This is a genomic window from Dactylosporangium sp. NBC_01737 (assembly GCF_035963215.1).
GTDB lineage: Bacteria > Actinomycetota > Actinomycetes > Mycobacteriales > Micromonosporaceae > Dactylosporangium.
Map to the genome: position 1 here is coordinate 7647168 of NZ_CP109153.1, position 24065 is coordinate 7671232.

The following is a 24065-nucleotide window of genomic DNA, read 5'->3' on the forward strand; positions in this document are numbered from 1 at the left end:
CGGTGTCCACTGACGTCGACCTGTCCGCCGCGCGGGCCGAGCTGCTGCGCCGCCGCCTGCAGCCCCGCCGCGCCGAGGTGGCCGCAACCGCGGTGCCGCGCCGCGGCGACGACGCGCACCCGCCGCTGTCCTACGCCCAGGAGCGGCTGTGGTTCATGGACCAGCTCGTTCCCGGTACCGCCGCCTACACCGTCCCCATCGCGGTGCGGCTGCGCGGGCCCCTCGACGAGGACCGGCTCCGGGCCGCGCTGGACGCGGTCGCCGCCCGCCACGAGACGCTGCGCACCCGGTTTCTGACCGACGCGGACGGGCGGCCGGAGGCGGTCGTCGACGAGCGGGTCAGCGTGCCGCTGGAGACGTTCACGGAGACGGAGGAGGCCGCCGTCCGCGCCCGCGTCGCCGAGACCGGCGCCCGCCCCTTCGACCTCACCACCGGCCTGCTCATCCGCGCCGCTCTGATCCGCGTCGCCGAACGCGAGCACGTGCTCGCGGTGGTGCTGCACCACATCGCCTCCGACGGCTGGTCCATCGACGTGTTCCTCAAGGACCTGCTGCACGCCTACGCCGGCCGCCCTCTGGCGCCGCTGCAGGTGCGGTACGGCGACTACGCCGCCTGGCAGCGCGCGGACTACGCCGGTCAGCGCCTCGAGGGTGACCTCGACTACTGGCACGGCCAGCTCGCCGGGGTCCCGGCGCTGGACCTGCCCACCGACCGGCCCCGCCCTGCCGAGCAGCGTTTCCACGGCGCCGGGCACGTGCTGCAGTACGGCGAGGACCTCGCGGACGCCGTCGCCGGCCTCGGCCGCCGCTTCGGTGCCACCCCGTACATGATCCTGCTGGCGGCGTACGAGACGCTGCTGTACCGCTACTGCGGCCAGGACGACTTCGCGGTCGGCTCCACCGTCGCCGGGCGCACCCTGCCGGAGCTGGAGGGCGTCGTCGGGCTGTTCGCCAACGTGCTCGCCGTGCGCGCCGACCTGTCCGGCGACCCGACGTTCGCCGACCTCGTCGGCCGGGTCCGCGAACGGGTCCTGGACGCCTTCGACCACCAGGAGACGCCGTTCGACCGGCTCGTCACCCGCCTGCGCATGCCCCGGGACGTGTCCCGGTCGCCGGTGTTCCAGGCGACGTTCACCATGCTCAACTACGGCCGCGGCGGCCTGCCCGACGCCGGGCTGTCGGTGGAGCCGTTCCCGATCGAGGCCCGGCAGACCCGGTTCGACCTGGAGCTGTACCTGTTCGACCCGGCAGCCGCGGGCGGGCTGTCGGGCTTCATCACCTACAACACCGACCTGTTCGAGCCCGGCACCGTGCAACGGTTGGCCGGGCACCTCGAACGCATCCTCCACGCGGTGACCGCCGACCCGGACCAGCCGATCGGCCGCATCCCCATGCTCGCCGCGCACGAGCGCGCCCACGTCCTGCACGACGTCAACGCGTCCACGGTGGACATCGGCCCGGCCGGGACGCTGCACGGCCTCATCGAGGAGCAAGCGCGGCGGACCCCCGACGCGCCTGCCGTCGTCTTCGAGGGGCGCAGCATGTCCTACGGCGAGCTGGACGCCCGCGCCACCGGGCTCGCCGCGCGCCTGCGCGCCGACGGCGCCGGCCCCGGCCGTATCGTCGCCGTCCACGCCGAACGCGGCCCCGAGCTGGTCGTGGCGCTGCTCGCCGCGCTGAAGTCCGGCGCCGCCTACCTGCCGCTCGACCCGGACAACCCACCGGACCGCACCGCCTTCATGATCGAGGACGCCGCTCCCATCGCCGTGCTGTCCACCGTGGACCTCACCGGTCCGGTCCCGGCGGCGCCGCGCCTGGAGCCGCTGGGCACGCCGGACGACGTCGCCTACGTCATCTACACCTCCGGCTCCACCGGCCGTCCCAAGGGCGTGCCCAACACCCACCGGGCCATCCACAACCGCCTGGACTGGATGCAGCGCACCTACAGCCTCGACGCCGGCGACGCCGTGCTGCAGAAGACCCCGATCGGCTTCGACGTGTCCGTCTGGGAGCTGTTCTGGCCGCTGATGACCGGCGCGCGGCTCGTCCTCGCCCGGCCGGGCGGGCACCGCGACGCCGCCTACCTGCGCGACCTGATCATCGCCGAACGCGTCACCACCGTCCACTTCGTCCCGTCGATGCTCGCCGTGTTCCTCGCTGAGGACGGGATCGAGGCGTGCACGAGCCTGCGCCGGGTCGTGGCCAGCGGCGAGGCACTGCCGGTCGACCTGGCCCGCACGGCCCTGGACCGGCTCGGCTGCGGTATGTACAACCTGTACGGGCCGACCGAGGCCGCCGTCGACGTCAGCTGGTGGGAGTGCACCCCGGCGGCCCTCGCCGGACGGGCCCGGGTGCCGATCGGCCGGCCGATCCAGAACATCCGCCTGTACGTCCTGGACCCAGCCGGCGAACCCGTGCCCGTCGGTGTCCCCGGCGAACTGCACATCGCCGGGGTCGGGGTCGCCGCCGGCTACCTCAACCGTCCCGAGCTCACCGCCGAACGCTTCCGCGACGACCCGTTCGGGCCGCCGGGGGATCGGATGTACGCCACCGGCGACCTCGCCCGCCGCAACCCCGACGGCACCCTGGACTACCTCGGCCGCCTCGACGACCAGGTGAAGCTGCGCGGCATGCGGATCGAGCCGGGTGAGATCGCGGCCGTCCTGCGCGCCCGGCCCGGGGTCCGCGACGCGGCCGTGGTGGTGCGCGAGGACCGGCCCGGCGACCAGCGCCTCGTCGCCTACGTCGTCGGCGACGGCTTCGGCGACCTGCGGGCGGCGCTCAAACAGGTGCTCCCCGACGCGATGGTCCCGGCCGCGTACGTGACGCTGCCCGCGCTGCCGGTGACCGCCAACGGCAAGCTCGACCGCCGCGCCCTGCCCGCGCCCGCGATCCAGGCCGCGACGACCGAGTTCGCAGCACCGGCCACCGCGACCGAGACCGCCATCGCCGCGGTCTGGGCGGCCGTCCTGGACCTGCCGCGCGTCGGCGCCGACGACGACTTCTTCGACCTGGGCGGGCACTCGCTGCTCGCCACCCAGGTCGTGGCGAAACTCCGCGCCGTCCTGCCGTCGCCGGTCAGCGTCATGGACGTGTTCAAACACCCGACCGTGCGCCGTCTCGGCGCGCTCGTCGACACACCGGTGGGCGAGCGTGGCCCCCGCCGGCTCCTGCACGAGCTGACGAAACCGATCCCGGACGGGCAGCGGGTCATGACGCTCGTGTGCCTGCCGTACGGCGGCGGCAGCGCCATCGTGTACCAGCCCCTCGCCGACGCGCTCCCGGCCGGGCACGCCCTGTTCGCGCTCGCCATCCCCGGCAACGACGTCGGCCTCGAGGAGCAGGGCGCCACCTTCGACGCGCTCGTCGCCGACACCACCGCCGAGATCCTCGAACGCATCGACGGCCCGGTCACCGTCTACGGCCACTGCGGCGTCGGCGGCGCGCTCGCCGTCGCCGTCGCGTGCGCCGTCGAGGCCGCCGGGCGCGAGGTGCAGACGCTGTTCATCGGCGCCATCTTCCCGTTCGCCCGGCCCCGCGGCCGGTTCGCGAAGCTGCTCAGCCGGTTCGAACGGCTGCGCAGCGACCGCGCCTACACCAACTGGCTCACCTCCGTCGGCCTGGACCTCAGCGACGTCGCCGAGGACCAGCTGCGCGCCATGGTGCGGGGCATGCGCCGCGACAGCGAGGCCGCCGAGGAGTTCTTCACGTCGCTGTACCGCAGCGGCACCACCCGGCTGCGCGCGCCCATCGTGTCCATTGTGGGCGAACGCGACGACGAGACCATGTACTACCAGGAACGCTTCCGCGAGTGGCACTTCCTCACCGGGACCACGGCGCTGTACGTCCTCGACGAGGCCGGCCACTACTTCCTCAAGTGGCGCGCCGAGGAGCTCGCCGCGATCCTCACCGCCCAGCGCTCGTTCGCAGGCGAACGGACGGAGCACGCCACCGACAGCTGGCGGCTGGCGGGCGTCTCCGACAGCGGCCGGCAGCAGGCGGAGGGCCCGGCGCCGAGCATGCCGCGCTTCCTCGGCGTGGCCGCCAGCCAGCTGGTGTCGATGACCGGCAGCGCCATGACCGAGTTCGCCGTCCCCGTCTGGATCTTCCTGCACACGCACTCGCTGTTCAAACTGGCGCTGTTCTCCACGATCGCGCTGGTGCCGGGCATGCTGGTGCTGCCCTTCGCCGGCGCCCTGGTCGACCGGCACAGCCGCCGGGCGGTCATGCTCGCCAGCGACGGCGCCGCGCTGCTGATCCAGGGCGTGTTCCTGGCCCTGCTGCTGACCGACACCCTGCAGATCTGGCACATCTACGTGCTGCTCGCCGGGCTGTCGATCGCCCTGACCTTCCAGCGCCTCGCGTACTTCTCGGCCGTGCCGCAGCTGGTGCCGAAGCGGTACCTCGGCCACGCCAACGGCATGGTGCAGACCGGCGCCGGCATCGCGCAGTTCCTCGTGCCCGTCGCCGCCGTCGGTGTCATGGCCGCCATCGGCCTCGACGGCATCCTCGCCCTGGACGTGGCCAGTTACGCGATCGCCGTGATCGTCCTCGCGCTGGTGAAGTTCCCGGCGCTGATGGGGTACCGCCGCCGTGAGCCGATGGGCGACGAGATCCGCAGCGGCTTCCGTTATGCCATGGGCACCCCGGGCTTCCGCGCCATGCTGCTGTTCTTCGCCGTCAGCAACCTGTTCCTCGGCCCGGTCATCATCCTCGTCCAGCCCCTCGTCCTGAGCTTCGCCGACCTGCGCGCCGTCACCCACGTCGCGGTCGCCGGCGGCGCCGGTGTCGTGGCCGGCGGCCTGCTCATGGCCGTGTGGGGCGGCCCGGCCCGCCGCAAGATGCGCGGCGTGCTGTGCTCGGCCCTGACCTTCGCCGCCTTCGCCGCGCTCGCGGGCCTCTACCACTCCGTCGCGCTCACCGCCGTCGGCGTCTTCGGCATGTACGCGGCCCTCACGACGATGAACGCCATCTACACCACCATCATCCAGGTGAAGGTCCCGCCGCGGGCGCACGGGCGGGTGTTCGCCGTCAACACCGTCTTCGCCTTCGGCACCCTGCCGATCGCGTTCATCGTGATCGGCCCGGCCGTGTCGGCGGCGATCGGCCTGGGCCCGACGTACCTGCTGTTCGGCGCGGCGATCGCGGTCATCGCCCTGGCCGCGATGCGCTACCGCCCGCTGGCCCGCTTCGACGTCGACGTGCCCGACACCGAGCCGGAGGACCTCATCGGCCTCACCGAGATCCGCCGCCGCGCCTCACGACAGGAACCCTGATGCAGCCATTCGCGCCGGTCGAGGTCTACACGACCGCCCCCGCCTCGGTCCAGGTCGACGGCCCGGCCTTCCGGCGGCGGCTCACCGACGTCACCCGGTGGACGGACGCGGCGGGCTGCACCGGGCTGCTGGTGTACTCCGACAACACCCTCGTCGACCCGTGGCTCGTCGCGCAGCTGATCCTCGACGCGGCACCGCGCGCCACGCCGCTGGTGGCGGTGCAGCCGGTCTACCTCTCGCCGTACACCGCCGCGCGGATGGCGGCCACGCTCACGTTCCTGCACGGCCGGCAGGTGCACCTCAACCTGGTGACCGGCGGCTCCCGGCAGCACCTGGAGGCGCTCGGCGACGCCGGTGTGGGGCACGACGAGCGCTATGAGCGGCTGACGGAGTACGCGACGATCGTCCGCCTGCTGCTGGACTCGCCCCGCCCGGTCACCTTCACCGGCCGCTACTACCAGGTGCTGGCCGCGACGCTGCCGCACCGTCCACCTGCGACACTGGCACCGCGGCTGGTCCTGTCCGGCTCCAGCGACAGCAGCGTGCGCTGCGCCGACGAACTGGGCATCCTGCGGTTCGCCTACCCCCGACCGGCCGACGACTACCCGGCGGACGGGCCGCTGCTGCGGGGCAACGGGATCCGGATCGGCATCATCGCCCGCCCCGACGGCGACGCCGCGTGGCGGGTGGCGCACGACCGGTTCCCGGGCGACCCGCTGGGGGAGCGCCGCCACCGCATCGTCAGCCGCCTGTCGGACTCGCACTGGCACGCGGAGCTGTCCGGGCGGCCCGCGTCCGACGGCATCTACTGGCTGCACCCGTTCCTGACGTACCGCACCTTCTGCCCGTACCTGGTCGGCGACTACGACGAGGTCGGCGCGTACCTGGCGCGGTACCTCACGCGCGGCGTCGGGTCCGTCATCCTGGACGTCCCCGAGGAGGAGGACGACCTGCACCACGCGCGGATCGCCTTCGCCCGCGCCGTCGCGCCGGTCAGCGCTGCGCCGCGGGAATGAAGTGCCGCCGGTAGCCGCCGTCGATCCGCTGCGAGATCCGCAGTACGGTGGCGAGCCTGCCGGACGCCGGCGAAGAACGCCCCGACCACCCCTCGACGGGCGCCGACGCGGTCCTGCATGATCACCTGTGTGACCGTGGCAGACGCTGGGCGCGGCTGGTCGCGGCCGGTGGCGTTGACCGTCGCGGCCGCATTCTTCCTCGAACAGGTCGACGCGACCATCCTGGCCACGGCGCTGCCCGCGGTCGGGCGGGACCTCGGGGTGCGGCCCAGCGACGCCGGCGTGGCGTTGACCGCGTACCTCGTCACGGTGGCCGCGCTCATCCCGGTCAGCGGGTGGCTCAGCGACCGGTACGGCGGCCGCCGGGTCTTCCTCGTCGCCGTCGCCGGGTTCGTGGGGGCCTCGGTCCTGTGCGGGCTGAGCCAGTCGCTGGCGATGCTCGTGGCAGGGCGGGTCGTCCAGGGCGTGGCCGGCGCGATGATGGTGCCCGTCGGCCGCTTCATCGTGCTGGCGGGCACGGCCAAGTCCGACCTGGTCCGCGCCGTGGCGTACCTGACCTGGCCGGCGCTCGCCGCGCCGGTGATCGCCCCGTTCCTCGGCGGCGTCATCACCCAGTACGCGGGCTGGCAGTGGATCTTCTTCGTCAACGTGCCGCTGGGCGTGGCCCTGGTCGCCGTCGCGTGGCGGATCATCCCGGACGTCGCGCCCGGCGGCCGGGGCGGGCTGGACGTCGCGACCTTCCTGCTGCTCATGGCCGGCGTCGTCGGCCTGGTGATCGGGCTGGAGCTGGTCGCGGACCCCGGGCGGCTGCCGATCGCCGCCGCCCTGCTCGCGGTCGCGGCGCTCGGGCTCGGGTCGGCGGTGCGCCGCGCCCGGCGGGACCCGACGCCGCTGCTGGACCTGCGGTCCTTCGCCCGGCCCACGTTCCGGGCGTCCAACACCGGTGGCGTGGCGTACCGGGTCGCCGTGAGCTCGGTGCCGTTCCTGCTGCCGCTGCTGCTGCAGGACGGCTTCGGCTGGAGCCCGGTCGAGGCCGGGCTGATGGTCATGTGGGTGTTCGTCGGCAACTTCGCGATCAAGCCGGTGACGACGCCGCTGCTGCGCGCGCTGGGCTTCCGTGGCCTGATCGCGGCGTCGTCGGCCGGGCTGGCCGCCACGATGGTGGCCTGCGCGCTGCTCACGCCGCAGACCCCGGCCGCGGTGATGGCCACCGTCTTCCTGCTCAGCGGGGTGTTCCGGTCGGTGGGGTACACCGGGTACAACACCCTGCAGTTCGCCGACGTGCCGGCGGAGCAGATGAACGGCGCGAGCACGCTGTCCTCGACGGTCGTGCAGCTCGCCAACGGACTCGGCGTGGCCCTGGCCGCGGTCTGCGTCCGGGCGGTCGACGCGGTGACCCACCCCGCCGCGACGGACGGTCCGCTCGGCTACCGGGTGGCGCTGGTGGCCCTGGCCGTCGTGGCCGTGCTCAGCACACTGGCGCTGCTGCGCCTGCCCGCGGCCGCCGCCGATCACGTCCGCCGCCCGGGCCGCACACTCGTCCCGGACCGCTGACCTCGGACAGCCTCCGCGGACGCCCGGCGAGGCCCGCCACCCCGGCCTGAACACCGTCGCCGAGGGCTTTACCGATCCGGCATGCATAGGCATGCTTGATTGGTGGAGCAATGTGTCACATTGTCGCCTGTCATGCCCGAAAGGGCCGTGTGCGCCGCCGGACCGGGCGTTCGGTGACGCGGTGGGCGACGGGACCGGCGCTGATGTCGAGCGGCTGCGGGCGCTGCGGACGCGGCTGGCCGAGCAGCTGATGGCGGCCCATCGGGAGGCCGGCGAGCCTTCGTACCGTGTCATCGCCGGACAGGTGGGCGTCTCGAAGGCCACGGTGTTCCGGTTGCTGAACGGGATCGGGGAGCGGTCGCCGAAATGGCATCACATCGACGACATGCTCGAGGTGTTCGGGCGCAGCGACCGGGAGGTCGAGCGGTTGCGGGCGCTGTGGATGCAGATCCGGGAGCTGGAGAAGCCGCAGTGACGGCCGAGCCGCCGCGGCCCGGGACCTGGGCTGCGGCGGCTCGACGTCGTCACGCTGTTACGCGAGACCGTTCTTGATGGCGGTGATGAGCTCGCCGTTGCTGGTGTCGCCGGAGAATTCCCAGAAGAACGCTCCGCCGAGGCCCTGCTGCTTGGCGTAGGTCATCTTGCCCGCGATGGTGCTGGGCGTGTCGTAGCTCCACCAGTTGCTGCCGCACTTCGAGTACGACGTGCCGCCGACGGTGCCGGTGGGCGGGCAGCTGTTCTTGAGGACCTTGTAGTCCTCGATGCCCGCCTCGTAGGTGCCGGGGGCGGCGCCGGTCGCGCTGCCGCCGGGTGCGGTCTGGGTGACGCCGGTCCAGCCCCGGCCGTAGAAGCCGATGCCGAGCAGCATCTTGTTGGCCGGTACACCCTTGCTCTTGAGTTTCTGGATCGCCGCGTCGGACCAGAAGCCCTGCGTCGGGATGCCGGTGTAGGAGTTCAGCGGCGAGTGCGGTGCCGTCGGTCCCTGCGGGGCGAAGGCGCCGAAGTAGTCGTAGGTCATGGGGAAGACCAGGTTGAGCTTGGAGATGCCGGAGGCGTAGTCGGCCGCGTCGAGCTTGCCGCCGTTGGAGCCGTCCGCCGAGATCGCCGAGGTGATCAGGAAGCTCTGCCCGAACTTGTTGCGCAGCGCGGAGATGACGTTGTTGTAGCTGGCCGGGCCGCTGGAGTCGCAGCTGAGGCCACAGGCGTTCGGGTACTCCCAGTCGATGTCGATGCCGTCGAAGACGTCGGCCCAGCGGGAGTCCTTGACCAGGTTGTAGCAGGAGTTCGCGAAGCCGGTCGGGTTCGCCGCGGCCTGCGTGAAGCCCGAGGACCAGGTCCAGCCGCCGAACGACCAGATCACCTTGATGTTCGGGTACAGCCGCTTGAGCTTGCGCAACTGGTTGAAGTTGCCGCGCAGCGCGCCGGCGTCCCAGGTGTCGGCGACGCCGTCGACCGAGTCGGCCGCCGTGTACGCCTTGTCGTAGTCGGCGTAGGAGTCACCGATGGAGCAGTTGCCGCCGCTGGTGTTGCCGAACGCGTACAGGATGTGGGTCAGCTTCGCCGCGGAGCCGCTCGTGACGATGTTCTTCACGTGGTAGTTGCGGGCGTAGACGCCCCACTCGGCGAAGTAGCCGACGACGGCCTTGCCGCCGGGCTGCGTCGGCGGGTTGGAGGTGGGCGGGTTGCTCGTCACCGGCGGTGTGGTGGGTGTCGTGCCGCCCCCGCAGACGCCGTTGTCGGCCCAGACGCCCCACTGGCCGCTGGCGGTCGGCACCTCGTTGGTGGTCCACCACTTCGCGGTGTAGTTGTGGGTCTGGTACGACACGACGTTGTCTTTGACATAGATGGCCGAAGCGCTCCACGCCGGCGCACACGCGGCGGCGGCGTTCGCCTGCACCAGGGGCACGGCTGCAACGGTCCCGGCCACGACGGTTACGACGGCCCCGACCAGGAGGGCCTGGCGAAGGGATCGTTTCACGTTCACCTCACCAACAGTTAGGAAACTTTGTTAATAGCGTGCTGTGACGGTAGACACATCAATGACCACCAGTCAAGACGGGGGTCGATATTGGCGGACCCGGCCGCATGTGGTGGCCGGCCGGGTGCCCGGCCGGTTGCGGTCCGGGTGCGGTGCGACGGGCGGCGGCTGACATCGCGTCGGGTGGTCGGGCGGATCCGCCGGCCGCAGGGCCGGAACCGGCTCACGGCCAGTGATTTCACGGCCGCGGCGAGTCATTGTGGATCTCGCGCCGCGAACGGTTCAGCGGCCGGAATGGAGTTTCCATGCCCAGATCTGCTTTGCGGCGGCGGGCAGCGGCAGGACGCCGGATCCTGGCCGCTGTCGCGGCCACGGCCACGGCCGCAGCGGTCGCCGGACTCGGCGCCGCCACGGCACCCACGCACCACAGCGTCACCGACGCCGGCTGGGCGTCCGGCGCCTGGCTCGGCAGCAGCACCGGCAGCGGCGGTACGACGCTCGCCGCGGTCCGCGCGTCCATCAACGCGTCCACGGGCGCGGCGGCCGGGCTGACCGGTGCGGGCGTCGGGGTCGCGCTCATCGACACCGGCGTCGCCCCCGTCCCCGGGCTGCCGGCCGCGCAGATCGTCAACGGGCCGGACCTGTCGTTCGAGTCGCAGGACCCCGACCTGCGCTACCTCGACACGTACGGGCACGGCACGCACATGGCCGGCATCATCGTCGGCAACGACCCCAGCACCGGCACCGTCGGCCTGGCGCCGAAGGCGAAGCTGACGTCGGTCAAGGTCGGCACCGCCAACGGCGCGGTCGACGTGACGCAGATGGTCGCCGCGATCGACTGGGTCGTGGCGCACCGCAACGACGACCCGGCCAACCCGATCCGGGTCATCAACATCTCCTACGGCACCGGCGGTACGCCGAACTCCTGGACCGACCCGGTCCAGTTCGCGGTCGAGCAGGCCTGGATGAAGGGCATCGTGGTCGTCGCCGCGGCCGGCAACGAGGGCAACAGCGACATCGTCGTCAGCGACCCGGCCAGCGACCCGGCGGTCATCGCGGTCGCCGCCAGCACGACGAAGGGCACGGCGAGCGTCACGGACGACGACTTCGCCTCGTTCACCACGATCGGCGGCAGCAACCGCAGCGTCGACTTCGTCGCGCCCGGCGAGTCGATCGTCTCCCTCGCCGACCCCGGCTCCAACGTCGACCTGACGTACCCGTCGGCGAAGGTCGGCACGACCCTGCTGCGCGGCAGCGGCAGCTCCCAGGCGGCGGCGGTCACCTCCGCGGCGGTCGCGCTGCTGCTGCAGGCCCGCCCGACCCTGACCCCGGACCAGGTCAAGACCGTGCTGAGCACCTCCGCCAGCTTCGTGTCCGGCCTGGCCATGACCCGCAACATCCGCGCGCTCAACGTCGGCGCGGCACTCACCTCGCAGAACCTGTACGCGACCGGCTGGAACAAGTCCAGCGGCACCGGCAGGCTCGACGACGCCCGCGGCTCCAGCCGCCTGGTGCGCGACAACGTGGCGCTCAGTGGCGACAACTCCGTCTGGGGGCCGCTGAACACCACCGCGTGGGCTCAGCGCAGCGCCGCCGTGACGGCCTGGTCGGGCGGCACCTGGATGGGCTACCGCGTCGCCGGCGACAACTGGACCGGCTCGTCCTGGGCGTCGAAGACGTGGGCGGCCGCGACCTGGACGGGCAAGCCCTGGAACGGCGCCTCGACGTGGACCGACCCCGACTGGGCCGGGCACTACTGGTCGGGTCACTACTGGTCCGGGCACTACTGGTCGGGCCACTACTGGTCCAGCGACGACTGGTCGACGGCGTCCTGGAAGTAGGACCGCACGGCGCGCCGGGCCGACCAGGGCCCGGCGCGCAATGCGTTTGGCGGCGCCGGTCAGGGTGGTGGAGGATCTACGGGTGAAGGACACCTTGAAGCAGTACCTGCAGGAGGGGCGCGACGCGCTGCTCTGGAAGCTCGACGGGCTCGGCGAGTACGACATCCGCCGCCCGCTCACGCCGACCGCGACGAACCTGCTCGGCCTGGTCAAGCACACCGCCGCCGTCGAGTCGGAGTATCTCGGTCTGGTGTTCGGCCGGCCGTTCCCCGGGCCGATCCCGTACCTGGCCGAGGGTGCCGAGACCAACGCCGACATGTGGGCCACCGCCGAGGAGACCCGCGAGCACCACGTCGAGCTGTACAAACGGATCTGGGCGCACTCCGACGCCACCATCGACGCGCTCGAGCTCGACGCGCCCGGCGTGGTGCCGTGGTGGCGGCCGCAGACCCGCAACGTGACGCTGCACCGGATCCTGGTCCACGTGATCGCCGAGACGCACCGGCACGCCGGGCAGGCCGACATCGTGCGGGAGACGATCGACGGCGCCGCCGGCCTGAGCGCCGGCAACTCCAACCTGCCCGAGGACGATGCGGCGTGGTGGGCGGCCTACCGGGACCGGGTCGAGCAGGCCGCGCTCGCGCACAGGGGCGCCGCGAACGCCTGACGGTATGTCCAGGGTGGTAACCGGATTCAACCAGTCGTCGCAACACCATTGTCCTGAATGGACATTAACAGCTCGTTGAGGACCTCGGTAGGTGTCCTCCATTCGAGTGTCTTACGTGGACGGTTGTTGAGAGTGGCGGCTACCGCGTCGAGGTCGTCGCGGTTCCAGCGGGCCAGGTCGGTGCCTTTGGGAAAGTACTGACGCAGCAGGCCGTTCGTGTTCTCGTTCGTTCCGCGTTGCCACGGACTATGCGGGTCGGCGAAGTAGACCTGGACGCCGGTGTCGATGCGTAGTTGGGCGTGCTGGGCGAGTTCTTTGCCGCGGTCCCAGGTCAGTGTCCGGCGCAGTTGCTCGGGCAAGGTGGTGATGGTGGCGGCGATCGCGTCGCGGACGGCTGCGGCGCCGTGGCCGGCCAGTGCGGGGCCGTTCTTCACGCGTGACTCGACTCCATAGCCTTCCATGCGGGGCAAGTGCAGCAGCATCGTGAAGCGGGTCGTGCGTTCCACCAGAGTGCCGATCGCGGACCGGTCCAGCCCGATGATCAGGTCGCCTTCCCAGTGCCCGGGCACGGCGCGGTCGGCCGCCTCGGCCGGCCGTTCGCTGATCATCACCTCTGGAGTGACCATGCCGTCGCGGCGTTGCTTCGCCCGTGCGCGTGGCACGCGCAGCGCGCGGCCGGTTCGCAGACAGGCGACCAGTTCACGCTTCAACGCCCCGCGCCCTTGAACGAACAAGGCTTGATAGATCGCCTCGTGCGAGATGCGCATGGACTCATCATCCGGGAAGTCCACCTTCAGCCGGTTGCTGATCTGCTCCGGGCTCCATCCGGTGACCCAGCGGCGATCCCCGCGCCGGGGCTTGTTGCGGCCCTTCCAATGCGCCCCTTGTGGCCCGGCAACCGGGCGGCCGTCCACCGCGCAGACCGCGCCGGAAAGTCGTTGCTGGACGTATTCGCGCAGCCGCTCGTCACCGGCCAGCTTCGCGGTCTTCGGACGGCGGGCCCGGCGCTCGGCATGCCACTGCGCGGCCGACGCCTTGTACTCGACGTTGTAGGTCCGGGTCGAGGCGTTGCGCCGCAACTCCCGCGAAATCGTCGATGGATCACGGCCGAGCCGGCGCGCGATCTCGCGGACCCCCTTGCCCTGCGCCCGCAACAGCGCGATGTCCTCACGTTCGCTGAACGACAAGAACCGACCCGACACCGTCGCAGGCAACCCAGGATTCACGCCGCCAGCATGCCGGAACCACCGAAACCCGACCGGAGACGACACACCCGCCGCCGCAGCCGCGTCCTCGGTCACCGCACCACGACCGATCGCGGCCCAGAACGTGACCCGATCCTCACGCCACGCCACCGACGGCCGCCCCGGCGACGGCATCTGCCCCCGATACTCCCGAACCTGCTTCTGCCGCGGCCCCAAACCCATCGCTCCACCCTCCGGAAGGGGTGTTGCGACCACCAGTTGAATCCGCCGTATGCCCTTGATCACTTGTGACGGACATTGAAGTGTGCGAATCTCGCGCCACTGTCCTTCCTCCGATCGAGGAGCTCATCCATGAGAACCCGCTCAGCGGCGCTGACACTGACCGCGTCCGCCGCGCTCCTGCTCGTCGGCGCCGGCCTGGCGATCCCGGCCCTCGCCTCGCCACCGGCCAACGTCTCGCCCGCGCTCGCGGCGGCGCCTGACATCGCCGTCGCGAACGTGCAGGCCCACCTGTCGCAGTTCGGCGCGATCGCGACCAGCAACGGCGGCACCCGCCGCAGCGGTACGGCCGGCTACACCGCCTCCGTCGCCTACATCAAGGGCAAGCTGCAGGCGGCGGGGTACACCGTGGCCGAGCAGACCTGCACCAGCTGCACGTACCGGGCGAACAACCTCATCGCCGACTGGCCGGGCGGGCCGTCCGACCAGATCACCATGTTCGGCGCTCACCTGGACAGCGTGTCGGCCGGGCCGGGGATCAACGACAACGGCTCGGGCTCCGCGACGCTGCTGGAGAACGCGCTGGTCCTGGCGCAGCAGAACCCCACGATGAGCCGCCACGTCCGGATCGCCTGGTGGGCCGGTGAGGAGCAGGGCCTGCAGGGCTCGGCCTTCTACGCCAACGCGCTGACCAGCACCCAGCGCACCCAGATCAAGGCGTACTACAACTTCGACATGGTCGGCTCGACCAACGGCGGGTACTTCATCAACCACATCACCTCCACGGCGGCCGCGCCGTTGAAGGCGTACTGGGACTCCCTCGGCCTGCAGCCGGAGGAGAACACCGAGGGGGCGGGCCGCTCCGACGACTACTCCTTCGAGCGGGTGGGCATCGCGACCTCCGGCTACGCCGCCGGCGCCAGCGCCAGGAAGACCTCGTCCCAGGCGGCCAAGTGGGGCGGCACCGCCAACAGCGCCTACGACCCCTGCTACCACCAGTCCTGCGACACGACCGGCAACATCAGCGCCACCGTGCTCAACCGCAGCGCCGACGGTGTCGCCGCGACGATCTGGCAGACGTCGGTGTCCGGCTCCACCACGCCGCCGACCACCCCGCCGACGACCCCGCCCACCACGCCGCCGGGCGGCTGCAGCGGCCAGAAGCTGCTCAACCCCGGCTTCGAGTCCGGCGCGACCTCATGGACCGGCACGACCGGCGCCATCGGCCAGTGGTCCAGCCAGGGCCAGCCCGCCCGCACCGGCACCTACTCCGCGTGGCTGCTCGGCTACGGCTCCACCCACACCGAGTCGCTCTCCCAGTCGGTCACCATCCCGGCCGGCTGCTCGGCGACCCTGACCTTCTACGTGCACATCGACTCCGCCGAGACGACGACCTCGACGGCATACGACAAGCTCACGGTCACCGCCGGTTCGAGCACCCTCGGCACGCTGTCGAACCTCAACAAGGCCTCCGGTTACCAGGCCAAGACCTACAGCCTGAACGCCTTCGCGGGTCAGACCGTCGCCCTGAAGTTCAACGGTACGGAGGACTCGTCCCTGCAGACGTCCTTCGTCCTGGACGACCTGGCCGTCACGGTCAGCTGAGCGTTACCCCCTCGCCCCGGCCGCCGCGTGTCCCCGGAAGTTCATGCGGCGGCCGGGCCCCTCCCGTCATTGCTGTCCGGGCGTCCCGTGTCACCGGATTCGTGGGTACCACCAACAGTAGGCTGGCGGGCATGAGGACGGGCGAATCACCGCCACCCGGGCGGCTCAAGGGCATGCCGAGCTGGCTGATCAACCAGGCGTCGGTGCACAGTCAGCGACTGGTGGCCGAGCGGTTCGCCGCCGCCGACGCCCGTGGTTACCACTACCGGCTCCTCGCGGCGCTGGCGGATGAGGGGCCGGCCAGTCAGGCCGAGCTGGGCCGCCGGACGGGGATCGACCGCAGTGATGTCGTCGCGGCGCTGAACGAGCTGGCGGAGCAGGGGCTGATCGAGCGGACCCCGGACCCCGCCGACCGCCGGCGGAACATCATCACCGTCACCGCGGAGGCGGAGCGTCGCCTGGCGCACCTGGACGGCGTGCTGGCGCAGATCCAGGACGACCTGTGCGCCCCGCTCTCGTCCGCCGAGCGCGAGCAGCTCGTCGGGTTGCTGGGCCGCATCGTCGAGCACCACGCCCGGCCCGCCGTGTGACGTGGCCGACGAATCGTTGGCACGGCCAACGATTGCGCTATCGTTGGGGGTACCAACGATAGCTCCCTCGGAGGCAGGTCATGATCACGCCGTTCCGTATCGACATCCCGCAGGCCGACCTCGACGACCTCACCGATCGGCTCGCCCGCACCCGCTGGCCCAACGAGGTCGCCGACGCCGGGTGGGACTACGGCTTCCCGCTCGCCCGGCTCAAGGAGCTGGCCGAGTACTGGCGCACCGGCTACGACTGGCGCGCGCACGAGGCAAGGCTCAACGAGCTGCCGCACTTCACCACCGAGATCGAGGGTCAGAACATCCACTTCGTCCACGTGCGGTCCGCGAAGCCGGACGCGCTGGCGCTGGTGCTCACCCACGGCTGGCCCGGCTCGTTCCTGGAGTTCCTCGACGTGATCGAGCCGCTGTCGCGCGACTTCCACCTCGTGATCCCGTCGATTCCCGGGTACGGCTTCTCCGGCCCGACGCACGAGCGCGGCTGGGACGTCGTGCGGGTCGCGCGGGCCTGGGCGGAACTCATGCGCCGCCTCGGGTACGTGCGGTACGGCGCGCAGGGCGGCGACTTCGGCTCCGGCGTCTCCACGGCGCTGGGCGCGGTGGCACCCGGGCAGGTCGTCGGCGTGCACGTCAACTACCTGCCGACCCGGCCGGTCCCGGACGCCGGGATCACACTGTCCGAAACGGACGAGGCCCGGCTGGACAAGATCCGGCAGCTGATGGCGAACCGCCCGCCGTACCAGGCGCTGCAGGCCGCGACCCCGCAGACCATCGGCTACGCACTGACGGACTCACCCGTCGGCCAGCTGGCCTGGATCGCCGAGCGCTTCGCCCAGTGGACCGACCCCCGCACCCCGGTCAGCGACGACCGGATGCTCACCGACATCTCCCTGTACTGGCTGACCGCGACCGCCGCGTCCTCGGCGCGCCTGCACCACGACACGCCACGCGGGAACGCGCCGTGCAAGGTGCCGGTCGGCGTCGCGGTGTTCGCGCACGACATCACGCAGTCGGTGCGACCGCTCGCCGAGCGGCTGTACGACATCCGGCACTGGTCGGAGTTCGACCGTGGCGGCCACTTCGCCGCGATGGAGGTGCCGGACCTGCTCGCCGGCGACGTCCGGGACTTCTTCCTGACCGCGATCGACTGATCGGCGCGGAGCCGTCAGAAGATCAGGCCGATCGTGGGGGCGAGGGCATCGGTGAGGTACAGCTTGGCCGGCCAGGCGAGCAGGCCCACGACCACGCTGGCGGCGAGGCAGACCCGCCAGCGGGCGATGTCCCGCCGCTCCGGCAGGATGTTGATCAGCACGACGGCGACGATGACCAGCAGCGAGGGGCCGGCGGCGATGAGCCACACCGGCAGGCCGCCGAGGGTCACCTTCGCGTCGGCCAGGCCACCGAGGGCGATGACACCGGCGGACAGGGCGAGACTCAGGTCGACGAAGTAGAAGATGGCAGGTGGGACCTGCCAGTAGGCGAGGTTGTCCTTGCTGCGGAAGGTGATGCACGCGAGGAGGAACAGCACGGAGCCGCAGACCAGCTCGCCCTTGAGCATGAGCCCCAGGGTCGGGCCGCCCGGGTGGTCGCGGACCAGCAGGTAGATCAGGACGCCCCCGGCGAGGAACGCGCTGAGCAGGATCGCCGCGCCGGTCTCGACGGCAAGGTCCCGGACGGACACCCGCCAGGGCGAGCGCGCCCCGGACTCCCCGCTGTCCCCGCTTGCCCGCCGGGTCATGCTCCGCAGCGCGATCGTGACGTACACCAGGGGCACGACCGCGGCGAGCGCCAGCACCGCGATCAGCCAGTCCGACCGCAGCCCCGCCGCCACCGACACGGTGAAGAGCATGACGTCGGCCGCGAAGAACACCATCCACAGCGACATCACGAACGGCAGGAAGAGGTGCGCCAGCGGAATCCGCATGATCGCCCCGTACACGACCCAGCACGCGGTCAGCAGCACGAACTGGGTGACGATCGCCAGCGGCGTGACCTGGGCGAGCTGATCGCGCACCAGATCCGTGGTCGCCTGCACGAAGGTGCGGGTCTGGTTACCGCTGTAGAAGGCGTACGCGATGATGAACAGCAGCAGGCTCACGAACGTGGCGGCCTTGCCGGTGTCCTTCCATGCCTTGGCCCGCACCTGCTTGCCGACGAACGCGCGGCTCGCGTGGCGCGTCCTGAACAGGGTGATGACGACGACGAGCACGATCACGGTCCAGAAGAGCGTCCGGAACGCCCCTGCCGACATGGCGATGCCCGCGTCGCCGAGTCCGTGCCGGATCTTCTCGAGGAAGCTGTCGAACGAACTCACGCGGGACTCCAAACCATCGGCTTCGTGGCCCTGCTGTTGCCGATGATTGTGAGGCGGTGCCCGGCATCCGCGATACGGCCGTTCGCCCCATGGCGAACTGGCGATCAGGGCGAGGATCTTCGCCCCTCCGGCCGTTCGGGTCCTGACCGCCGCCCGGGTGGCGTGGGCACGGCGACGATCGACGGCGGGCGTGCGCGTGAGAGGTGTGTCGCTCAAGGCGACGGCAGGGGGACGATCGGTCCGTCAGGTATGGATGTCGGCCGCATGCCATCGCTGAAGGGGGCGCACCATGGTCGGTCAGTTGCCCATCGGGCCATACCGGGTCGTTCGGACCGCTGAGGGCGCGGACGTGCCGTGGTACATCATCCCGTTCGACGAGGACGGCAACTGCGCGGGGCCGCGGACCCGCGACCGTCTGCTCGACGCGGTCGCGGCCGGTGACTTCACCGACATCGTGGTGTTCAGCCACGGCTGGAACAACAACTGGCGGCAGGCGACCGAGCGCTACGAGCACTTCTTCGACGGCACGGTGCGGATGCGGCACGAGCGCAACCTGCCGGCCCGCCTAGGGTTCAAGCCGCTGCTGGTCGGGATCTTCTGGCCGAGCATGCTGATGGTCGGCGACGCGGACCGGGCGCCCGAGATCGCCGCCGACATCGCCGACGACGACGCGGTCGAGGCCGGGTGGGAGGAGCTGCACCGCCTGTCCCGCTTCGTCGCGCCCGGCGACGTGCCGCGCCTGTTCGAGCTCGCGCAGCTGGAGGAGATCTCCGAGCAGGACGCGCTGGAGCTTGCCGCGATCCTGGCGCCGCTGTACGCCACGGACGGCGCCGAGACCGGCGAGCCGGACGCCCCGTCGGCGGCGGCGATCGTGGCCTCGTGGCGGGTCCCGCCGACCCGGCGGCGCTCCAGCGACCCGGCGGACTTCGGGCGCCGCACCGACCTGCCTGCCGACCCGGGCGGCGCGGCCGACCCCGTCGCGGCGGGCTGGCTGGACTTCCTGAAGCCGACTCAGATCATCCGCGGCGCGTCCGTGTGGCTGATGAAGGACCGCGCCGGCCGGGTCGGCGCCCGTGGCGTCGCGCCACTGCTGGCGCGGCTGCTGGAGTCCGACGCCCGGGTGCACGTGGCCGGGCACTCGTTCGGCGCGAAGGTCATGCTGTCCGCGATCGCCGCGCCGGCGCAGCTCGCCAAGCCCGTTCACTCGGCGCTGCTGCTGCAGCCGGCGGTGTCGCACCTGTGCTTCGCCGCCAACGCCAACGGCAAGGGCCGCCCGGGCGGGTACCGCTCGGTGCTCGACCGGGTCGGCCAGCCGATCCTGGCCACGTTCAGCAAGCACGACGCGGCGCTGACCAAGGCGTTCCACCTGGCGCTGCGCCGCGACGGCGACATCGGCGAGGCGGAGATCGCCGCGGACGAGCCGCCCAGCCGGTACGCCGCGCTCGGTGGCTTCGGCCCGCGCCCGCTCGGCGTGGACACGGCGCTCGTCGACGTGCTCGACCCGGGGCAGCGCTACGGCCTGGACGACGCCGGCCGGCAGGTGGTCGGGGTGCGCTGCGACCGCACGATCTCCGACCACGGCGACATCAGCAACCCGAGCTGCTGGTGGATGCTCTACGACCTGATGACGAGGTAGCGCCGCCATGGCTGAACGCATCGCGCGGTTCTACGACCTGAACGTGCTGAGGGTGACGTTGCTCGCCGACGGCCGGCCACCCGCCGTGCGCTTCGACCTCCAGGTCATCCGCGATCACCAGCCGCGGACCGTGGCGTCCTGGAGCGTCACGACCGGGGACCTGGGGCTGCCGTCGACGCTGGACTGCGACGAGAGCAGCGGTGCCGGCTACACGTTCCAGTTGCCGCCGGGGATGCTTCGCGAGCTGGGCGACGCACTGCGTTCGCAGGAGGGCGGGGATCGCCGGCCGCTGTGGCTGCACCTGACCAAGCCGTACGGATACCTCGGGCTCGTCCCGTGGGAACAACTGCTCGTGCGCCAGATCGGGGTGCCGGTGCTGCGGCTGCCGGACTTCATCGTCGAGCCGGTCCGCTCCCGGCAAACCATCGACGTCGTGCTGTGCGCCGGTGACCCGGGCGGCGAGGTCACCGACGCGGCGCGACGCCTGTCGGCGCTCGCCGAGACGATCGTCAACGCGGCGGCGCTGCCGGCGACGGTGCACCTGTTCACGACCGACCGGTTGTTCCAGGCGCTGCGGACACCTGAGCACGCCCCTACGGTGGCATTCGGTCAGGTGCTGCTGTACGACCCCGCGCAGGCCCCGGCCGGGCCGGACACCGGCAACGCGTGGTTCGAGTGGATCCGGCGTGAGGTGCAGGGTCGCAGCATCGACATCGTGCACTTCGTCGCGTCCGGCGTGTTGCAGCTCGGGCAGGGTGCGATCGTGCTCCCGGCGATGCTGAACCCGGACGGGAACCAGGGTCTGAGCGTGCTGTCGACCGGACGCCTGACCCGCTTCACGGTGCAGGTCGGCGCCTGGGGCTGCGCGTTCAGTTCACCGCCCGGCAACCCGTCGGAGATGGGGCTGCGGCTGGCCGCGGACTCCCTCGCGCAGCTGCGGCCGACCACGCTGCTGCATCACGAGATCCGACTCGACCCCGGCAACGCGGCGCTCGCCGCCGCCTACCGGCTCCTGACCGGCACCGAACCTGGCGATGCGCCCCGGGACCCGTCGGTGTTCCTGTACTGCCAGCCGTTCCAGATCGACGCGGAGCCGCGCAAGGACGAACTGCTCACCGCCGGCCAGATCGTTGTGGTCGAGCCCACCGACAAGGTGCGCTCGCTGGTTGCCGGGGCCGACGCGACCCCGACCTGGGTGTCGGCCTCGCAGCGGTACGTCGAGCAGTACGAATGGCAGCTCAACCGCTGGCAGGGCACCGAACCGTCACCGGAGCACGAGGACGTGTCCGCCGGCGTGACCCGGGCGCTGGAACTCATCCAGGGCGTCGTCGACCGCTACGCCGAAACGCCCGCCGCGACCGCGGACACCGTCCCGCCGCTGGACATCAGCACGCCACCGTGGAGGCAGCCGTGAGCCGGGTCGTCATCGCGGTCGGGCCCGGCGTGGACGGGCAGCTGTGCTTCACGCTGCGGCGCGCACCGAACCCGCCGCAGGACCGGCAGCCCAGGCCGTTCACCTGCGTCGTGCAGGACCTGCCGAACGGCAGGCCGCCGCCGGCGCCCAAGGGCTGGGTGAGCCGGTACGGGCAGCGGCTGTGGACCGAACTCGCCCAGAATCCTGAGGTGCTGCAGGCGTTGCAGCGCGTCGGCGGTCCCCGGACGGTGATGTTCGAGCTGCAGGACCAGCGGACCGAGCTGTTCAACTGGGAGATGCTCTGCGACGACAGCGGCAACTTCCTCGCGCTGGACAGCCGCCCCGTCGGCCGCATCGCGGATCAGGGCAGGGACCAGGACAGCGCCGTGCCCCAGTTCACCGGCACCTTGCGGGTCACCGCCGTCCTGTCGGCGCTCGGGGTCCCCGCCGGGCAGGAGTGGACCGGCGTGTACGCCGCCGTGCGTGCCGCCCGGGAGCGGCGCATCAGGGTCCAGCTTCGCGTGTTCGTCGGCGAGGACGACCTGTACACCACGATCGAGGAGGCGGCGAAGACCGACCGGGACCTGTCGGTCGCGCTGGTCCCCGAGAGCGCCGTCGACCTGCGCGCCGCCATCCGGGAGGGGGAGCCGCACATCCTGCACTTCTTCTGCCACGGCGCGGCGGACCTCGGCCAGCCCCGGCTGCAGATCGCCGCCCCGCAGGACTTCGAGCGGCGCGCCGCCGGGCAGCCGGTGGGGCCAGGGGTCGTGCTGGAGGTCGGCGGGCTCGACGCGCACCGGACGCTGCTGGGCGTGTGGCTGGTCGTGCTGAACTGCTGTGAGGGCGGGCTCGCGGTCCAGGACGTGCACTCGCTGGCGAACTCCCTCGTCGCGGCGGGGCTTCCCGCCGCGGTCGGCATGCGCGAGACGATCCAGGCGCACGCCGCGAACGAGTTCTCGCGCGTGTTCTACCGCGAGCTGCTCACCGAGCTGATCAGGCTGCTGCGGCAGCCGGACGGCGGCGAGGACGTGGACATCGACTGGGCGCGGCTGCTCATCGAGCCCCGCGCGGCGCTGGTCGAGCAGGCGCAGGACGCGACCACGTCGGGCGTGTGGACGCTGCCGGTGCTGTACACCCGCTTCGAACCGTTCCGGATCCGCATCCCGCGGCTGATCGAGCGCGGCGGCCCGTCGGCGCAGGACCGGGTGACCGCGGGCGTCCTCGACGGGCTGGTGCGCCGGCTGCCGCCGGACACGCCGCCGGAGGCGGTCGCCGAGCTGCGCCGGCTGGCGGCGGAGCAGCTGGGGGAGCCGGCATGACCGAGGAAGCGCTCTGGGCCGCCGAGGTCGCGATCAACGCGTGGTCCGGTGAGTCCGTCCGTGATGTGACCGGCCCGGACGCCCGCGCCTGGATCCTCGGCCAGGATCTGCTCGCGAAGGCCGCCGACGCGGAGCCCAGTATGCACGCCGAGGAGCCGCCGGACGAGCGGGCCTGGGAGCACCCGGACGTGGGCTGGGGCGTGGTCCTGCCGTGGACCGGCGACAGCGCCGCCGACCAGGCCCGGCTCGTGGATGCCCCGGCGGCGATCCGCCGGCTGGCCGAGGCCCGCGCCGGCCGCGACGGACCGGTCGTGCTGCGGTACCAGGCCGGCGACGGGCTCGGGCTGCTGCGCCGCGTGTACCGCAACGGCGACGTGCAGGACATCGCCATCACCGGCGGCCGCACCGGGACCGGCCCCGGGCAGCGCCCCGCCTACCTGCTCATGGTCGGCTCACCCGAGGTCCTGCCGTGGGACCTGCAGTGCCGGCTCAACCTCTCCGCCGCGGTCGGCCGGCTGTGCCTGCCGGAACCGGCGCTGGAGCGGTACGTCGACGCGCTGCTCGACGACTGGGCCGGGTCTGCCGCGCAGCCGGGCAACCCGGTGCTGTGGGCCACCGACTACGACGACATCACCGACCTGATGCGCGTGGCCGTTGCCGAGCAGATGGCGGACAGGTTCTCGAAGGACCCGCAGACCAGCGGCGGCCTGCGGCACCTGTCCGGCGCGGCCGCGACGCTCGGCAACCTCAGCGGCGCGCTCGCCGCGGCCACGCCGTCCGTGGTGATCACCACGAGCCACGGCCGCACCGGACCACTCGGCGACCCGGCGACGATGGCCCGCGACCTGGGACTCCTCGTCGACGCCGAGCAGGAGATCCTCGACCCGGCCGGTCTGCTGCAGGCCTGGCAGCCCGACGGCGCCATCTGGTACGCCCATGCCTGTTGCTCGGCCGGCAGCGACGCGACCACCCGGTACACCGGCCTCGTCAGCGCGACGTCGAAGGTGGCGCAGGTGCTCGACGCGGTCGCGGGACTCGGCGCCCGGATCGCGCCGCTGCCGACGGCGCTGCTGAGTGCGCAGCGACCGGCGCGGGCGTTCATCGGCCACGTGGAGCCGACGTTCAACTGGACCCTGGAACGCCCCGAGACGCAGCAGATCATCAGCGCCGCCGTCATCCGGGCGCTGTGGACCGGCTTCTTCCAGCGTCGCCCGGAGCCGGTCGGGCTGGCGTTCCGGCAGCAGTTCCGCCACGCCGCGGAACTGTTCGGCGAGGCCCAGCAGACCAACCGCAACAGCCGGCCGAAGTCGCCGGAGCGGCAGTGGGCGTCGATCGCGCTGCTGACCGCGTACGACCGGCAGAGCACCGTGATCCTGGGCGACCCGACGGTGTGCCCAGCCGCCCTTCCGCCGTGATCGC

16 protein-coding genes are annotated in these 24065 nt (G+C 71.9%); 13 read left to right on the forward strand and 3 right to left on the reverse strand.

The window, feature by feature from the left end; translation table 11 throughout:
* Positions 1-2: 2 nt before the first annotated feature.
* The 4 genes from OHA72_RS34885 to OHA72_RS34900 all read left to right on the forward strand — a co-directional run bounded on the left by OHA72_RS34885 (position 3) and on the right by OHA72_RS34900 (position 8321).
* On the forward strand, positions 3-5276 hold the full coding sequence (locus OHA72_RS34885) for a non-ribosomal peptide synthetase/MFS transporter (RefSeq protein WP_327000301.1): 5274 nt from the start codon (positions 3-5) through the stop codon (positions 5274-5276).
* Complete coding sequence (locus OHA72_RS34890) at positions 5276-6292, forward strand: LLM class flavin-dependent oxidoreductase (RefSeq protein ID WP_327000302.1); 1017 nt, start codon at positions 5276-5278, stop codon at positions 6290-6292. The genes OHA72_RS34885 and OHA72_RS34890 overlap by 1 nt, the downstream gene beginning before the upstream one ends.
* 129 nt (positions 6293-6421) lie before the next feature.
* Positions 6422-7846, forward strand: coding sequence for an MFS transporter (locus tag OHA72_RS34895; RefSeq protein ID WP_327000303.1), 1425 nt, complete (start codon positions 6422-6424; stop codon positions 7844-7846).
* Positions 7847-8027: 181 nt separating this feature from the next.
* Positions 8028-8321 carry a helix-turn-helix domain-containing protein gene (locus tag OHA72_RS34900; protein ID WP_327000304.1) on the forward strand — a complete coding sequence of 98 codons (294 nt, stop codon included), beginning with the start codon at positions 8028-8030 and terminating at the stop codon, positions 8319-8321.
* A 57-nt stretch (positions 8322-8378) separates the two neighbouring features.
* On the opposite strand, the gene OHA72_RS34905 is transcribed toward OHA72_RS34900, so the two are convergent.
* The gene (locus tag OHA72_RS34905; RefSeq protein WP_327000305.1) at positions 8379-9824 is read right to left on the reverse strand and encodes a glycosyl hydrolase family 18 protein; all 1446 of its coding nucleotides are present in this window, start codon (positions 9822-9824) and stop codon (positions 8379-8381) included.
* Between the two features lie 305 nt (positions 9825-10129).
* Here OHA72_RS34905 and OHA72_RS34910 point away from each other — a divergent pair, with 305 nt between their 5' ends.
* Both OHA72_RS34910 and OHA72_RS34915 read left to right on the forward strand, forming a co-directional pair.
* On the forward strand, positions 10130-11665 hold the full coding sequence (locus OHA72_RS34910) for a S8 family serine peptidase (protein ID WP_327000306.1): 1536 nt from the start codon (positions 10130-10132) through the stop codon (positions 11663-11665).
* A gap of 82 nt (positions 11666-11747) precedes the next feature.
* On the forward strand, positions 11748-12332 hold the full coding sequence (locus OHA72_RS34915) for a DinB family protein (RefSeq protein WP_327000307.1): 585 nt from the start codon (positions 11748-11750) through the stop codon (positions 12330-12332).
* A 26-nt stretch (positions 12333-12358) separates the two neighbouring features.
* Here the strand turns inward: OHA72_RS34915 and OHA72_RS34920 are convergent, their stop codons facing one another.
* The gene (locus tag OHA72_RS34920) at positions 12359-13759 is read right to left on the reverse strand and encodes an IS30 family transposase (protein WP_327000308.1); all 1401 of its coding nucleotides are present in this window, start codon (positions 13757-13759) and stop codon (positions 12359-12361) included.
* 129 nt (positions 13760-13888) lie between these two features.
* On the opposite strand from OHA72_RS34920, the gene OHA72_RS34925 reads away from it, so the two are divergent.
* The 3 genes from OHA72_RS34925 to OHA72_RS34935 all read left to right on the forward strand — a co-directional run bounded on the left by OHA72_RS34925 (position 13889) and on the right by OHA72_RS34935 (position 17114).
* Entirely contained in the window at positions 13889-15361 is a 1473-nt protein-coding gene (locus OHA72_RS34925; RefSeq protein WP_327000309.1) for a M28 family metallopeptidase, read from the forward strand.
* 131 nt (positions 15362-15492) lie between these two features.
* A complete protein-coding gene (locus OHA72_RS34930) occupies positions 15493-15951 on the forward strand; it encodes a MarR family winged helix-turn-helix transcriptional regulator (RefSeq protein WP_327000310.1) in 459 nt (152 codons plus the stop codon).
* 80 nt (positions 15952-16031) lie between these two features.
* Positions 16032-17114, forward strand: coding sequence for an epoxide hydrolase family protein (locus OHA72_RS34935; protein WP_327000311.1), 1083 nt, complete (start codon positions 16032-16034; stop codon positions 17112-17114).
* A gap of 14 nt (positions 17115-17128) precedes the next feature.
* Here the strand turns inward: OHA72_RS34935 and OHA72_RS34940 are convergent, their stop codons facing one another.
* The gene (locus OHA72_RS34940; protein ID WP_327000312.1) at positions 17129-18277 is read right to left on the reverse strand and encodes a hypothetical protein; all 1149 of its coding nucleotides are present in this window, start codon (positions 18275-18277) and stop codon (positions 17129-17131) included.
* Between the two features lie 349 nt (positions 18278-18626).
* On the opposite strand from OHA72_RS34940, the gene OHA72_RS34945 reads away from it, so the two are divergent.
* From OHA72_RS34945 to OHA72_RS34960, 4 genes are read left to right on the forward strand one after another with little or no spacing between them, the layout of a single operon-like run.
* Complete coding sequence (locus OHA72_RS34945; protein ID WP_327000313.1) at positions 18627-19913, forward strand: hypothetical protein; 1287 nt, start codon at positions 18627-18629, stop codon at positions 19911-19913.
* Between the two features lie 7 nt (positions 19914-19920).
* On the forward strand, positions 19921-21327 hold the full coding sequence (locus OHA72_RS34950) for a hypothetical protein (RefSeq protein WP_327000314.1): 1407 nt from the start codon (positions 19921-19923) through the stop codon (positions 21325-21327).
* A complete protein-coding gene (locus OHA72_RS34955; protein WP_327000315.1) occupies positions 21324-22646 on the forward strand; it encodes a CHAT domain-containing protein in 1323 nt (440 codons plus the stop codon). Before OHA72_RS34950 ends, OHA72_RS34955 begins: the two co-directional genes overlap by 4 nt.
* A complete protein-coding gene (locus tag OHA72_RS34960; RefSeq protein WP_327000316.1) occupies positions 22643-24061 on the forward strand; it encodes a hypothetical protein in 1419 nt (472 codons plus the stop codon). Before OHA72_RS34955 ends, OHA72_RS34960 begins: the two co-directional genes overlap by 4 nt.
* Positions 24062-24065: the final 4 nt, after the last annotated feature.